14 protein-coding genes and 4 tRNA genes are annotated in these 14,348 nt (G+C 62.2%); 3 read left to right on the forward strand and 15 right to left on the reverse strand.

Going from position 1 to position 14,348, the window contains the following annotated elements; all coding sequences use genetic code 11:
• Positions 1-217 precede the first annotated feature (217 nt).
• From murB to PSH78_RS18785, 8 genes are all read right to left on the reverse strand, one after another.
• Entirely contained in the window at positions 218-1,237 is a 1,020-nt protein-coding gene (gene murB, locus PSH78_RS18750; protein WP_305496064.1) for a UDP-N-acetylmuramate dehydrogenase, read from the reverse strand.
• Positions 1,234-1,698 (reverse strand): low molecular weight protein-tyrosine-phosphatase, encoded by a 465-nt coding sequence (locus PSH78_RS18755; protein ID WP_305496065.1) that lies wholly within the window; start codon positions 1,696-1,698, stop codon positions 1,234-1,236. Before PSH78_RS18755 ends, murB begins: the two co-directional genes overlap by 4 nt.
• Positions 1,698-2,462, reverse strand: a complete 765-nt coding sequence (gene kdsB, locus PSH78_RS18760; protein WP_305496066.1) for a 3-deoxy-manno-octulosonate cytidylyltransferase — start codon at positions 2,460-2,462, stop codon at positions 1,698-1,700. The genes PSH78_RS18755 and kdsB overlap by 1 nt, the downstream gene beginning before the upstream one ends.
• Complete coding sequence (locus tag PSH78_RS18765) at positions 2,459-2,644, reverse strand: Trm112 family protein (protein ID WP_003179363.1); 186 nt, start codon at positions 2,642-2,644, stop codon at positions 2,459-2,461. The genes kdsB and PSH78_RS18765 overlap by 4 nt, the downstream gene beginning before the upstream one ends.
• Positions 2,645-2,666: 22 nt before the next feature.
• Positions 2,667-3,677: a tetraacyldisaccharide 4'-kinase gene (gene lpxK / locus PSH78_RS18770; protein WP_305496067.1), complete on the reverse strand. Its 1,011-nt coding sequence runs from the start codon at positions 3,675-3,677 to the stop codon at positions 2,667-2,669.
• Positions 3,677-4,105 carry a biopolymer transporter ExbD gene (locus PSH78_RS18775; protein ID WP_305496068.1) on the reverse strand — a complete coding sequence of 143 codons (429 nt, stop codon included), beginning with the start codon at positions 4,103-4,105 and terminating at the stop codon, positions 3,677-3,679. The genes lpxK and PSH78_RS18775 overlap by 1 nt, the downstream gene beginning before the upstream one ends.
• Entirely contained in the window at positions 4,102-4,737 is a 636-nt protein-coding gene (locus PSH78_RS18780) for a MotA/TolQ/ExbB proton channel family protein (RefSeq protein ID WP_305496069.1), read from the reverse strand. Before PSH78_RS18780 ends, PSH78_RS18775 begins: the two co-directional genes overlap by 4 nt.
• Before the next feature lie 95 nt (positions 4,738-4,832).
• Positions 4,833-7,079 carry a DNA internalization-related competence protein ComEC/Rec2 gene (locus tag PSH78_RS18785; RefSeq protein WP_305496070.1) on the reverse strand — a complete coding sequence of 749 codons (2,247 nt, stop codon included), beginning with the start codon at positions 7,077-7,079 and terminating at the stop codon, positions 4,833-4,835.
• A gap of 144 nt (positions 7,080-7,223) precedes the next feature.
• On the opposite strand from PSH78_RS18785, the gene PSH78_RS18790 reads away from it, so the two are divergent.
• Entirely contained in the window at positions 7,224-7,754 is a 531-nt protein-coding gene (locus PSH78_RS18790) for a DUF2062 domain-containing protein (protein ID WP_305496071.1), read from the forward strand.
• A gap of 163 nt (positions 7,755-7,917) precedes the next feature.
• On the opposite strand, the gene PSH78_RS18795 is transcribed toward PSH78_RS18790, so the two are convergent.
• From PSH78_RS18795 to PSH78_RS18805, 3 genes are all read right to left on the reverse strand, one after another.
• Positions 7,918-8,697 (reverse strand): ABC transporter permease, encoded by a 780-nt coding sequence (locus tag PSH78_RS18795; RefSeq protein ID WP_181289921.1) that lies wholly within the window; start codon positions 8,695-8,697, stop codon positions 7,918-7,920.
• 2 nt (positions 8,698-8,699) lie between these two features.
• Positions 8,700-9,632 (reverse strand): ABC transporter ATP-binding protein, encoded by a 933-nt coding sequence (locus tag PSH78_RS18800; protein ID WP_305496072.1) that lies wholly within the window; start codon positions 9,630-9,632, stop codon positions 8,700-8,702.
• A 134-nt stretch (positions 9,633-9,766) separates the two neighbouring features.
• On the reverse strand, positions 9,767-10,390 hold the full coding sequence (locus PSH78_RS18805; protein ID WP_305496073.1) for a glutathione S-transferase family protein: 624 nt from the start codon (positions 10,388-10,390) through the stop codon (positions 9,767-9,769).
• A gap of 276 nt (positions 10,391-10,666) precedes the next feature.
• Here PSH78_RS18805 and PSH78_RS18810 point away from each other — a divergent pair, with 276 nt between their 5' ends.
• Positions 10,667-13,114 carry an acyl-CoA dehydrogenase gene (locus tag PSH78_RS18810; protein WP_305496074.1) on the forward strand — a complete coding sequence of 816 codons (2,448 nt, stop codon included), beginning with the start codon at positions 10,667-10,669 and terminating at the stop codon, positions 13,112-13,114.
• Positions 13,115-13,202: 88 nt separating this feature from the next.
• The gene (locus tag PSH78_RS18815; protein ID WP_305496075.1) at positions 13,203-13,610 is read left to right on the forward strand and encodes a PA2817 family protein; all 408 of its coding nucleotides are present in this window, start codon (positions 13,203-13,205) and stop codon (positions 13,608-13,610) included.
• A 175-nt stretch (positions 13,611-13,785) separates the two neighbouring features.
• Here the strand turns inward: PSH78_RS18815 and PSH78_RS18820 are convergent.
• The 4 genes from PSH78_RS18820 to PSH78_RS18835 form a co-directional block, all read right to left on the reverse strand.
• Positions 13,786-13,861, reverse strand: a tRNA-Gly gene (locus tag PSH78_RS18820).
• Positions 13,862-13,864: 3 nt separating this feature from the next.
• A tRNA-Glu gene (locus PSH78_RS18825) sits at positions 13,865-13,940 on the reverse strand.
• Positions 13,941-14,045: 105 nt separating this feature from the next.
• A tRNA-Gly gene (locus PSH78_RS18830) sits at positions 14,046-14,121 on the reverse strand.
• A gap of 2 nt (positions 14,122-14,123) precedes the next feature.
• Positions 14,124-14,199: transfer RNA gene (locus PSH78_RS18835), tRNA-Glu, on the reverse strand.
• Positions 14,200-14,348: the final 149 nt, after the last annotated feature.

Genomic DNA, 14,348 nt, shown 5'->3' on the forward strand with positions numbered 1-14,348 from the left:
GGTGATCGGTTCGGTGTCGCAGACTGGCTCAGGCTGATCCGGCTCTCTTGTGCACACGTCAACAGCGTCTGCACCGGGCCTTGGGGATGCGTATGCTCGCATCGTCAGCCAATTAAATTAACCCAGGAACAAGCAAAACGCCCTGCACAATCCTGCACGAATGAGCGAGTGCCGGTCATGCAGGGCGTTTTTTTGTTCACGCAGGGCCAAGCGCCCGTCAGTACCGATTCGGCTCCATCTCCAGATCGACCTGGAAACGTTCGGCAATGTCCTTCTGGATCCGTTGAGCCAGGTCCAGCAATTGCAGGCCCGTGGCGTTGCCATAATTGACCAGCACCAGTGCCTGCAACTTGTGCACGCCAGCGTCGCCCTCGCGAAAGCCCTTCCAGCCGGCCCGCTCGATCAGCCAGCCGGCAGCGATTTTCATCTGCCCTCCAGGCTGCGGATAAGCCACCAGGTCGGGGTATTGCAGCTTGAGATGGGCCACATGGGTGGCGGGCACCAACGGGTTCTTGAAGAAGCTGCCGGCGTTACCCAATACGGCGGGGTCCGGAAGTTTTTCGCTGCGGATGCTGCAAATCGCCCGGCTGACATCCGAAGGCGTTGCCTGAGCAATGCCTTGCTCGCTCAGGCGCTGGCGGACCGGGCCGTATTCCAGGTGCAGATGCGCGACACGACTGAGGGCAAAACGTACCCGCAGGATCAGCCAGCGCCCCGCCTGCTGCTTGAACAGGCTGTCGCGGTAGGCGAAGGCGCACTCTTCAAGGGTGAAGTCGCGCAACTCGCCGGTATGGCGATCCAGCGCGGTAAGACCGGCAAAGACATCTTTTATTTCCACGCCGTAGGCACCGATATTCTGCATCGGTGCCGCCCCTACCGTACCGGGAATCAGGCTGAGGTTCTCCAGCCCCGACCAACCTTGCGCCAGCGTGTGCTGGACAAAAGGATGCCAGGGCTCCCCGGCCTCGGCCTCGATCACCACACGTTCGCCGTCGTCGCTGAGCAGGCGGACCCCCTGGCTGGCCATGCGCAACACCAGCGCGTCGATGTCGTCGGTCAACAGCAGGTTGCTGCCGCCGCCGATCACCAGCAACGGCAGATCATGCCCGGCGGCATAGGCCAGCGCCTCGCGGACATCGGCATCGCCGTGGGCCTCGGCGAACAACCGTGCGGCGACGTCCACACCAAAGCTGTTGAACGGCTTGAGGCTGACGCCGGCCTGGACATGCAAGGTCATAACCGCCCCTTCAATTCGATGACCAGGCGATCCGTGGCCTGTTCGATCAGGTCGAGCACCTGCTCGAAACCCTGTTCGCCGTCGTAGTACGGATCTGGGACATCATCGAGCTCAGCCTCGTAGCGACGCAGGAACAGATCGAGCTCGGCCTTGCCACTGGCCGGTTGCAATGTCTTGAGGTTGCGCAGGTTGTTGCTGTCCATCGCCAGGATCAGGTCATAGGCGGCGAAATCGGCGCGGCTGACTTGCCGGGCCCGCTGGGCCGACAGATCGTAGCCACGTCGCAGGGCCGCAGCCATGCTGCGTTTATCAGGGGCTTTGCCGACGTGCCAGTCACCGGTACCGGCGGAAGCGACTTCCACTTGCCCCTCCAGCCCGGCTTCGCGCAGCTTATGGCGCAAGATGCCTTCGGCGGTGGGCGACCGACAAATGTTGCCGAGGCAGACGAACAGAACCCGCATCAAGCCTCCAGCAGGCGACGAACGCGCTCGAGGTCTTCGGGGGTGTCTACACCAGTTGGCGGCGCAATCAGCGCATCGGCGACGTGGATCCGCACGCCATGCCACAACGCCCGAAGTTGCTCGAGGGCTTCGGTGTTTTCCAGCCAGCACGGGCCCCAAGCGACGAAGTCCTGAAGAAAACCGGCGCGGTAGGCATAGATACCGATATGGCGACGGTACGGCACGCCTTCGGGCAACACGTCGCGGTCCTGAGCGAATGCCTCTCGGGCCCAAGGCAAGCTGGCACGACTGAACGTCAATGCCAGACCGTTGAGGTCGCTGACCACCTTGACCACGTTGGGATTGAACAGCGTCTGCACATCCTCGATCGGCTCGGCCAGGGTGGCCATGCGTGCCTCGGGGTGCGCCGCCAGGTTCGCCGCGACCTGATCAATCACGCTCGGCGGGATCAGCGGCTCGTCGCCCTGCACGTTGACGACGATGGCGTCGGGCGCCAGGCCAAGTTTCCCAGCCACTTCCGCCAGGCGATCAGTACCGGAGTTGTGATCCTCGCGGGTCATCACCACTTCGGCGCCAAAGCCCTTGCAGGCCTCCACGATGCGCGCGTCATCGGTCGCCACCACCACACGCTGGGCGGTGCTCTTGCAAGCCTGCTCCCAGACATGCTGGATCATCGGCTTGCCGGCGATCAGCAGCAACGGTTTACCGGGCAAGCGCGTGGAGGCAAAGCGCGACGGAATGACAACAGTAAACGCTGTATTCATTTATCCAGGCGCTCGTCGGTGGTCAGGGTACGGGCTTCGCTTTCGAGCATCACCGGGATGCCGTCGCGAATCGGATAGGCCAGGCCGGCGCCCTTGCTGATCAGCTCGGTCTTGTCGGCACTGAGCTTGAGCGGGCCTTTGCAGACCGGGCAAGCCAGGATATCGAGCAGTTTGGTGTCCATGAAATTCCCCTGGGTATTACGTTTAAGGCAAGAGTCGATCCGGCAACAGGCGCATCAGCTGTGCATCGAACCAGGCCGCGAAGGCCGGCGAAGGCGCGGCGTCAACCGCCAGGTACCACCAGTCGGGCGCGGCGAAGGCACGGCATTTGACCGCGTCCTTTTCCGTCATGACCACTGGCAATGACGGTTCGAAATCGAAGGCCTGGGCACTGTATTCGGCGTGATCGGCAAACCCGTGCGGTATCGGCCGCCAGTGTAGCGTTTCGAGGGTCTTGAAGAAACGCTGGGGGTTGCCGATACCGGCCACGGCATGCAAGGCCTGGCCGGGTGGAAAATGGTCGAGAGGGAGCCGTTCGCCACTGGCCAGGTTGATCAGCGCGGTGGGCCGCAACTCGAACGCGAAGCCGTCCTCGCGATCAGCGCTGGCGCCGTTGAACAGCACGGCGTCGACCGAGCGCAGGCGCTCCACCGGCTCGCGCAACGGGCCGGCCGGCAGGCAACGACGGTTGCCCAGGCCACGGGCGCTGTCGATCAATACCAGTTCGAGGTCACGGGCCAGGCGGTAATGCTGCATACCGTCGTCGGACAGGATCAGGTCCAGTGGCTCGGCGTCCAGCAGCGCCCGGACAGCGCTGCTGCGATCAGGATCGATCATCAACGGCACGCCGCTGCGCTGGACGATGAGCAGCGGTTCGTCGCCCGCGACATCGGCGCCCTGCTCGGCCTCGACTCGCCATGGCAATTGCGGCGGCCTGGCGCCGTAACCCCGGCTGACCACGCCGACCCGCAGGCCACTGCGCTGGCAATGCTCGATCATCCAGAGGATCAACGGCGTCTTGCCGGTGCCGCCAACGGTGATGTTACCCACCACAATCAGCGGCACCGGCGGCTGGTAGATCTCGCCCTCGCCCGCCAGGAAGCGCTCGCGCTTGCCGATCACTACGCGTCGGTACAGCCATTCAAGCGGGCGCAGCAGCACCAGGGCGGGATGCCCCTTGTACCACGCGGCAAGCAATCGATCGGACATGGCCATCAAGGTGCCGGTGCCGCCTCGACCGTGGTCATGCGCAGATGGCTGAAGCCGAGCTTGCCAGCCGCGTCCATGGCGGTGATGACCGATTGATGAGGCGTCTTGCCGTCGGCGCTGATGGCCAGCGGCAGGTTGGTATCACCGCCGGACTCCCTCTGCAGGGCCTCGATCAGGCTCGCCAGGTCGCTCTTGGGCAGCAACTGGTTGTTGACCGAGAACGCGCCCTCGGCGCTGATCGTGACTTCCAGGTTCTTCAACTGCTGGTCCTCGGCCGGCGAGCCACTCACCGCTTGCGGCAGCTCAACCTTCAGCTGGGTTTCCCGGGTGAAGGTGGTGGTCACGACGAAAAACAGCAGCAGGATGAACACCACGTCGATCAGCGACGCCAGGTTGATCTCGATGTTTTCCCGTGGTTTGCGGCGGAATTTCACTTCTTGCCCCCGGCCAGGTCCACGTCACGGTCGCCCTGCACCACCTCGACCAGCTTGATGGCTTCCTGCTCCATGCCCACCACCAGCTCGTCGACGCGGCGCTGCAGGAAGCGATGGAAGAACACGGCCGGGATGCCCACCATCAGGCCCGCGGCGGTAGTGATCAATGCCTTGGAAATACCGCCCGCCAGCACGGCGGCGTTGGTTGTCATGCCGGAACCGGTGAAGGCGCTGAAAATGTCGATCATGCCGAGAACCGTACCCAGCAGGCCCAGCAATGGAGACATGGCCGCGATGGTTCCGAGGGCATTGATATAGCGCTCCAGGTCATGGATGACCCGCGCGGCGGCCTCCTCGATGCACTCCTTCATGATCTCGCGACCATGCTTGGAATTCGCCAGGCCTGCCGCGAGGATCTCCCCCAGCGGCGAGCTGGCTCGCAGCTCCTTGAGCTTGTCCTTGTTCAGCTGCTTGTCCTTGATCCAGACCCAGACCTGCCCGAGCAGATGCTCCGGGGTCACGCGGCTGGCCCGCAGGGTCCACAGGCGTTCGGCAACGATACCCAGTGCCGCGATGGAACTCAGAATGATCGGCAACATCATCCAGCCGCCGGATTTGACCAATTCCCACACAGTGACAGCCCCCTCGAAAAAGTGCGCCACTTTATCATACAGACTCGCTGTGCAGGCCCGCCCTGCCGACAACACGGCGAGAACGCTGCGCCAGATCAATGCTCCGACGCTGGCCCCGCGGGCGGCGGATCGCGCCAGTAACGGCGGATGCCCGCCTGGCCAAGCGCAGGTGTAAAGGCGCCGAGTTGCAGACGAATGGCACCTTGTTCAGCACTGTCGTAGATCGCCATGCCCAAGCGTCGATAACGCTCCATCACCCACGGATGGGGATGGCCGAACGCATTGTTACGTCCTCGGGAAATCAATACCGAATGGGGCTCGAGGCGCGCCAGCAGCGCCATCGACGATGAGCTGCGGCTGCCATGGTGCGGCGCTGCCAGCCACTGGGTCGGCATCGCCAGGGGACTGTCGAGCAAGGCCCGTTCGGCATGGGTATCGATATCGCCGGTCAGCAGCAACCGCTCGCCACCGGCCTCGACCAGCAAGACACAGGATTTCTGGTTGCTCTCGACAGCCGATGTCCAGCGCCACAGTTCGAACCTGACCCCGTCCCATTCCCAGCGTTCGCCGCTATCGCACGCCCCTGCCTGCAGATCGACGGGCAGCGCCTCGGGATCGCCGCTGACCACCCGACGGGTCGGCAATCCGTTGCGTACGGCTTGTGCACCGCCGGCGTGATCGGCATCGGCGTGACTGAGCAGCAGCATGTCCAAGGTACGCACACCGAGCCTGTGCAAGGTCGGCACCACCACGCGCTCGCCCGCATCGGCGTCGCCAAACCGCGGCCCCGCGTCATAAAGCAAGACGTGCCGCTGGGTACGCACGAGGATCGCCAGCCCCTGGCCGACGTCCAGTTGCCAGATTTCGGCTTGCCCGTGGGGTACTTCTTCCCGTGGGGGAAAAACCATCAGCATCAGCATCGGCCAGCCGAGGATCCGCAGCGGTACGCCCTTGGGCAGCAACAGCAGCGCAGTGCCGAGCGCCGCCATGCACAAGGCCCACAGCGGCACCGCGGGAGGCACCCAGGCTGGCACCTGCCCGGCTGCCAGCGCGAGCGCCTTGAACAGCAGATCGAGCAAGCCGCCGGCAATCCAGAGAAGGCTCTCGCCGATGAAAGGTATCGGTAGCAACGCGGTGCCAAGCAAGGCCGAAGGCAACACCAGCAGACTGACCCAGGGCACCGCCAGCAGGTTGACCAACGGACCGCTGAGGCTGACCGGCAGCCCGAGGATCAAGAGTAGCGGGCACAGCCCGAGAGCAATCAGCCACTGGGCGCGGGTCCAGGTCTGCCACCAGCGCCAGGGGCCCAGGCGACCGCCGAAGGTAAACAGCAGAATGGCCACCGCGGCGAACGACAACCAGAACCCCGGCCGCAGGCTCGCCAGCGGATTGAGCAGCAGCACTGCCAGGAGCGCCAGCAGCCAGGCCGTCCAAGGATCGGCCTGGCGAAAGCGCAAGCGCCACAGCAGCACCAGCCCGATCATCACACAGGCCCGCCGCACCGGCACTTCGAAACCGGCGAGCAGGCCGTAACCCAGCGCCGCGGTGAACGCCAGCACGCAGGCCCAGGGCAGCCATGGCAACCGCGCCGGCCAGACACCATGACGCGCCGCGCCGGCGACCAGCAGGTATACGAGGCCGGCGAACAGGCCGATGTGCTGCCCGGAAATGACCAGCAGATGGATCGTGCCGGTGTCTTGCAGCACCTGCCAATCTTCGCGACTCAACCCGGAGCCATCGCCAAGGACCAATGCCATCAGCGCCCCGGAACGCCCTTGGGCATCGACTTTCGCCAGTGCCTGGCGCACCCCGTCGCGCCAGGCGCCCTCGGCCGGTTGCAGGAGTCGCCCGTGCTTGACGCTGCCGGTCGCGCCAATGCCGCGGCTCAACAGCCACGCCTCATAGTCGAAGCCATGGGGATTGAGCAGCCCCGCGGGGCGCTTGAGCTTTACCGCCAGGCGCCATCTTTCACCGCTACTGACCGGCGGCCCGCCATACCAGGCCAGGCGCATCGAGGTTGGCAAGCGCGTGCGCCTTGACTGGATATCGGCCAATTCGAAACGCACCGTACCATCGCCGTTTTGCGGCAAACCGACGACCCGCCCTTCGACCCAGCGCGTCTCGCCGTCCAGTGCGGAGGGCAACCGTCCGTCCAATGCATGATGTGCGGCGAGGCTCGCCCAGACCAGCCCGAAGAGAAAGCAACCCGCCGGGTACAGGCGAAACGGCAGTACCATCAACGCCAGCGTCGCCATGGCTGCGATCACCCATGGCGACGGCAGTACCGGTAGAAAAACCGGGGCCACCAGCCCCAGTGCAAGCGCGACCATTGCCGTGCGCATAAGCCCATCCTTGAGAGTCCCTCTCCAGGCTTAGCCGGTGCGGGGCATCGTGGGCGTTAACAATTGTCACAAAGTCTGAATCTCCCGGTTGTAGAATCCGGACATACTTGCGGCCTTACTGCTTTGACCCGACCGAGAAGCCTTATGCCCCGGCGATTATTCAAACGTTACATGCCTGACCCCGCGAGCATTCGGGAACATAAATCCTTACGCTTTCTCGGCACCCTGCTGCACGATCCCAACCTCTGGCACCTCAATCGTCATTCGGTGGCGCGGGCGATGGCCGTTGGCCTGTTCGCCGCTTTTCTGCCGATACCGCTGCAAATGCTCCTGGCCGCCGCGCTGGCCGTCACGGTTCGCGGCAACATCCCGATCGCGGTGAGCCTGGTCTGGCTGACCAACCCCATCACCATGCCCGCGGTATTCTTCTGCACCTATCAGACCGGCGCCTGGCTGATGGACGTTCCAGCCCGGACACTGCCGGAAGAATTGACCTGGGAGTGGATCACCAACCAGCTGTCAACGTTGTGGCAGCCATTTTTGCTGGGGTCGGTGGTCACGGGGTTGGTGCTTGGAGTCTTGGCTTATTTCGTCACCATGGCGTATTGGCGATGGTGGGTTGCCAGGCAGTGGCGACGGCGCAAGCGCAGTCGGATGAGAGAAAAACTGGACTGACCGAGTTGCCCCTCCAGACACGAAATTCGGGTTTAATCCAGACTCCTGTGGGAGCGAGCCTGCTCGCGAAGAGGCCATCACAGCCAACATCCGCATCGGATGAAGTTCAGTCTTCGCGAGCAGGCTCGCTCCCACAGGTACGACACTTCAGGCACAGACAGTGTCAGGTACGCATCCCGCGCCCACTCACCAGCAACCGCGCGCAGCCCACATAAAGCACCACGGTTGCCACCAGCATGAAGGTAATCGCAATACTGATGCGAATGTCCGAAACGCCAAGGATCCCGTAGCGGAAAGCATTGACCATATGCAGCACCGGGTTGGCCAGCGATACGGTCTGCCAGAACGGTGGCAGCAGGGAAATCGAGTAGAACACCCCACCCAGGTAGGTCAGCGGCGTGAGCACGAACGTCGGGATGATGGAGATGTCATCGAAGTTGCGCGCGAACACCGCGTTGATGAAGCCCAGCAGCGAAAAGATCGTCGCAGTCAGGACCACCACCAGGATCGTCACCCCCAGGTGATGCACCTGCAGATCGGTGAAGAACAGCGACAGCAGCGTCACGATCAGGCCGACCGCCAGCCCGCGCAGCACGCCGCCCAGGGTGAAGCCGATCAGGATCGTATGGGGCGAAACCGGCGAGACCATCAGCTCTTCGATGGAGCGCTGGAACTTGCTGCCGAAGAAACTCGATACCACGTTGCCGTAGGAGTTGGTGATCACCGACATCATGATCAGCCCCGGCACGATGTAGTCCATGTACGTGAAGCCGCCCATGTCGCCGATCTGCCGGCCGATCAGGTTACCGAAAATCACGAAGTACAGGACCATGGTGATCGCAGGGGGCAGCAAAGTCTGCGGCCAGATCCGCATGAAGCGCCGGACTTCACGATAGACAATGGTATTGAGGGCGATGAGGTTGGGGCGCAGTTCCGAACTCATACTCATACCGCCACCTTCGCCAGGTTTTTTTCCACCAGGGACACGAACAACTCCTCAAGGCGATTGGTCTTGTTGCGCAGGCTCAGCACTTCGATGTTTTGCACGGCCAGCTGGGTGAACAGCCCGGTGATACCGGCGGACTTGTCGACCTGGACTTCCAGGGTATGGCCGTCGAGCAGGCGAGCCGGATAACCCACAAGCTGCGGGGCGGCGCTCAGGTCATGCTTGAGATCCAGCAGGAAGGTTTCCACATGCAGCTGGCTCAGCAACTGCCGCATGCTGGTGTTCTCGACGATGGTGCCGTGGTCGATGATGCCGATGTTGCGGCACAGCTGCTCGGCCTCTTCCAGGTAATGGGTGGTGAGGATGATGGTAATGCCTTTCTGGTTCAGCTCGGTGAGGAAGGTCCACATCGAACGACGCAGCTCGATGTCCACGCCGGCGGTGGGTTCGTCGAGAATCAGCAGGCGCGGTTCATGCACCAGCGCGCGGGCAATCATCAGGCGTCGCTTCATGCCGCCGGACAACGAACGGGACGGCACATCGCGCTTGTCCCACAAGCCGAGCTGGGTCAGATACTGCTCGGCGCGCTCGTTGGCGATCTTCGGCGGGATGCCGTAGTAGCCGGCCTGGGTCACGACGATGTCGAAGGTCTTTTCGAACTGGTTGAAGTTGAATTCCTGGGGCACCACGCCAATGCAGCGCTTGAGCGCGGCGGGCTCGCGGTCCAGGTCATGGCCGAAGACGTTCACCGTCCCGCCGGATTTGTTCACCAGCGTGGAAAGAATGCCGATGGTGGTGGATTTGCCGGCACCGTTGGGGCCCAGCAAGGCAAAAAAATCACCTTCGGCGACATCCAGATCGATACCACTCAGGGCCTGGAAACCGTTGCCGTAGGTTTTGGTTAGCTGCCGTATGGACAGAGCGGAACTCATATCGGATTACGCACCAAGAAGGGGAGGAAGAAGAATAGATAAGGGCCGGCGGCGAGCAATACAACCACGGCGCAGGAAGGCAATGGTGCGTGGCGTCGCCGCACAAGTACAGTGAAGTGTGTCGATAGTAAGTATTAAGTCAACGCGGTCATGACGGCCTTGCGATAAGCCGGACGCTGCTGGAGCCGTGCGTACCAGGCCTCCAGCCGGGGCAATGCGGCGCGCTCGATGGGCATCTCGAACCAGGCATAAATGAAACTACCCAAGGGAATGTCGCCCATGCCGATTTCCTCACCGCAGAGGTAAGGCTGTTCGCCCAGGGCTTGCTCCACCATTGCCAGCAACTGGTCGCACTCCTTGATTGCCGCGTTGATGGCCGGCCAGTCCTGTTGCTCGGCCGGGGTGCGCAGCACGCCCCAGAACACCGTGCGAAACGGAGCGGCAAAGCTGGACGTGGTCCAGTCCATCCATTTTTCAGCGCTGGCGCGGGCCTGTATGTCATCGGGGTACCAGGCCGAGCCTGAGGCATGGCGAGCCGCCAGGTAACGCACGATGGTATTGGATTCCCAGAGCACGAAGCCTTCGTCTTCTATCATCGGAACCCGGCCGTTGGGATTTTTTGCGCGGTACTCGGGTGTGTCCACCACACCGAACGCGCCGCCCGCGTCGATGGCCTCGTAGGCCAGCCCCAGCTCTTCGGCACACCACAGCGCCTTGCGCACGTTCGACGAATTCTTCCGACCCCAGATCTTCAGCATCACGGCTTCCTCAATGGATAAATGCCGCAGCAGCATACGCCGGATCAACCGCGACTCAAATCACCTGCATATCGCCGAGCGATAACGGCGTTTCAGCCAAACAATGGCGTTTTCTCACCTGACCAACGAACGATTTCCTACCGGTGTTGCCAACCAGACTGGCGTTATGCATCCAAGGTTTCCCACGAAATCAATCACATCGCGCCGACCGCCGGTTTTACAGAGGCCGTCTAAGCTCTGAGGGTCGGTCTTGCCCTGGTTCACGGAGGATTATTTATGCTGTTGTTGTGGATACTGGTTCTGGTCGTCGGGATAGCCTGGCTGGCGCACCGCCGCACCGCCCCGCTGCCAGCGCTGGGCATCGTTGCGGTCTACCTGTTGGCGATGGGGATCTTCAGCCACGCGCCCGGATGGCTGCTGCTTGTCCTATGGCTGGTACTTGCCGCCGTTGCAGCCCCGCTGTTGCTACCTGACCTGCGCCGCAGATATTTCAGCGCGCCGATGTTCGACTGGTTCCAGAAAACCTTGCCACCGATGTCCGAGACCGAGCGCGATGCCATTGACGCTGGCACGGTGTGGTGGGACGGGGAATTATTCAGCGGCCGGCCGGACTGGAACATGCTGCTGGCCTACCCCAAGGTGAAACTGACGGAAGAAGAGCAGGCATTTCTTGACGGCCCTGCCGAAGAACTCTGCGCGATGGTCAGCGACTGGCAGATCGGCCAGGCCATGGACCTGCCGCCCGAAGCCTGGGCCCATATCAAGGAACATGGTTTCTTCGCCCTGATCATTCCGAAGGAATACGGCGGCAAGGGATTTTCCGCCTATGCCCACTCCCAGGTGGCGATGAAACTGGCCACCCGCAGTGGCGACCTGGCATCCACCGTGATGGTCCCCAACTCCCTCGGCCCGGCGGAACTGCTGCTGCACTACGGCACCGATGAACAACGCAACCATTATCTGCCTCGACTGGCCCGGGGCGACGATATTCCCTGCTTCGCCCTGACCGGGCCGCTGGCCGGCTCCGATGCAGGGGCGATGCCCGACACCGGGATCATTTGCAAAGGCGAATGGCACGGCCAGGAAACCATCGGCCTGCGCTTGAACTGGGAAAAACGCTACATCACCCTCGGCCCCGTCGCCACCCTCCTCGGCCTGGCCTTCAAAGCCTATGATCCCGACCACCTGCTGGGTGAAGAAGAGGACCTGGGGATCAGCCTGGCGCTGATCCCCACGGATACGCCCGGGGTCAATATCGGCCGCCGTCACCTGCCTCTTGGCGCCGCCTTCATGAACGGACCGAACTGGGGCAAGGACGTGTTCATCCCGCTGGACTGCCTCATCGGCGGCCAGGCCATGCTCGGCAAGGGCTGGATGATGCTGATGAATTGCCTGTCGGTCGGGCGCTCGATTTCCCTGCCGGCGGTAGGGACCGGCGCGGCGAAGCTCACCAGCCTGGTCACCGGGCAGTACACCCAGGTAAGGGAACAATTCAACGTGCCGTTGTCCGCCTTCGAGGGCATCCAGGAAGCCATGGCCCGCATCGGCGGCAATGCCTGGTTGATGGACGCGGCACGCATGCTGACCGCCAACGCGGTGGACCTCGGCGAAAAGCCTTCGGTACTCTCGGCCATCCTCAAGTACCACCTGACCGAGCGCGGCCGCGAGTGCATCAGCCACGCCATGGACGTGCACGGCGGCAAGGGCATCATCATGGGGCCGAACAACTACCTGGGCCGCAGTTGGCAAGGCGCGCCGATCTTCATCACGGTCGAAGGCGCAAATATCCTCTCGCGCAACCTGATGATCTTCGGCCAGGGGGCGATTCGCTGCCATCCGTTCGTATTGAAGGAAATGGCCCTGGCAACCCGAGAAGACAAAGACCAGGCATTGGTCGAATTCGACGGGTTGCTGCTCAAGCACATCGGTTTTGCCATCGGCAACGCCGCCAGCACCCTGGTCCTGAACCTCGGCCTGGGGCATTTCGACAACGTGCCGGGCAACGCCCTGAGCCAAGGGTATTTCCGTGCTCTCAACCGGCAGGCGGCAGCCTTCGCCCTGCTGGCGGACCTGAGCATGATGCTGCTGGGTGGCGAACTCAAACGTCGCGAACGCCTGTCGGCACGCCTGGGCGATGTATTGAGCAACCTTTACCTGGCCTCGGCGGCGCTCAAGCGCTATCACGACCTTGATTCGCCAGACCATATGGCGCCGCTGTTTCGCTGGGCCATGGAGGAAAGCCTGGGTCAATCGGAGCGGGCACTGGACGAACTGCTGGTCAACTTCCCGAATCGGCTACTGGGCGGCCTGTTGCGAGTGGTGGTGTTTCCTTTCGGCCGCCGTCACAAGGGACCGAGCGACAGGCTGGACGCCGAGGTGGCTGCCGTTATCGGCCGCGCCAAGGGCGATCCTACTCTGGAAGAGCTGCTCCAAGGCTGTTATCGCCCGCAGTCGGAAGAGGACCCGGTGGGTGCGCTGCAACATGCCGCTGACCTGCTGGCCGCCGCTCAACCGCTCCACAAAAAGCTCCATGGAGCGCTCAAGCAGGGTCAACTCAACCCCGCGCCAGGCGAACACGTCATTGATGCGGCCCTGGAAGCGGGGGTCCTGCAAGCCGCTGAGGCACAGACCCTGCGCGCAGCCGAAGCGGCACGCCGCAAGGTCATCGATGTCGATGATTTCGACAAGGAGGAACTGACGCTCGCCGAGGCCAAGGTCCGGTGATCCTGACAGCGATCTGATCGATAGCATGTAAAAGCGGGCGCAGGAGCTTTATACTCCTGCGCCCGTTTTGCTCTTGAGGACTTATCTCGTGTCCAACGTCGTTGCCGATCACCTCGTCTTGCTTGACCACTTGCGCAGCATCCTGGTCGCCGTGGGTGAGGCCGAACAGGTTCCTGAAGAAAGCCATGCGCTGTTCCTGGAGCGCTTTGACGAATTGCGCGCGCAGCTGCCAGTCGACCCGATCGAAAGCCAGTACCTGGGCCAGGACCTGCTGTGCCAGGTGATCGTGCGTTATCCACAGATCGCCCACCTGGTGCCTCGTGACCTGCTGTGGTATTTCGGCGGCGATTGCCTGCACTACATGCCCGACGAAGAGATCGCCCTGTACCAGGCCCTCGAGGAACGTCGTTTCGAAGCCGAGCAAAACGACGAGCCGTTCGACTGGAACCAGGAAAAACAATTGCTGGCCATGTCGGATCAGGACAGCAAGCACTGATTGCAAGCAGCACGACCAAGACCCGCATGGCTTAAAAACTCTGCGGGTCTTTTTTTGCTCTTTTATCGAGCCAGGTTTGGCAGTGCGCGCGCGGTACTTAGCCTTGAGGGCTGAAAAAGACTTTTTTCACGCGCATAAAAAAAACGCCGCTCAATGAGCGGCGTTTTCTTGAATTTGGAGCGGGAAACGAGACTCGAACTCGCGACCCCGACCTTGGCAAGGTCGTGCTCTACCAACTGAGCTATTCCCGCAAATGGCGTCCCCTAGGGGACTCGAACCCCTGTTACCGCCGTGAAAGGGCGGTGTCCTAGGCCACTAGACGAAGGGGACACGCTAACTGGAACACATGGTGTGTATTCCAGTGCCCAAATCCGCATCCAAAGATGTCGGCTCTGGCTTCACTCAGCCCTGCCCGAAAGCAACGCTGTTTAAAATTGGAGCGGGAAACGAGACTCGAACTCGCGACCCCGACCTTGGCAAGGTCGTGCTCTACCAACTGAGCTATTCCCGCATTGGCGTCCCCTAGGGGACTCGAACCCCTGTTACCGCCGTGAAAGGGCGGTGTCCTAGGCCACTAGACGAAGGGGACACACGTACAACATTCACTACTTAATCACGTTTGGCTGAGTGCTTTACGCTGTAAGTGGCGCGCATTCTATGGATGGATTGAAGGGTCGTCAACCCCCGAATATAAATTTATTTAAATCAATGACTTCGCCCGGTTTGAGGAGGATTCGC

The organism is Pseudomonas sp. FP198 (assembly GCF_030687895.1).
Classification (GTDB): domain Bacteria; phylum Pseudomonadota; class Gammaproteobacteria; order Pseudomonadales; family Pseudomonadaceae; genus Aquipseudomonas.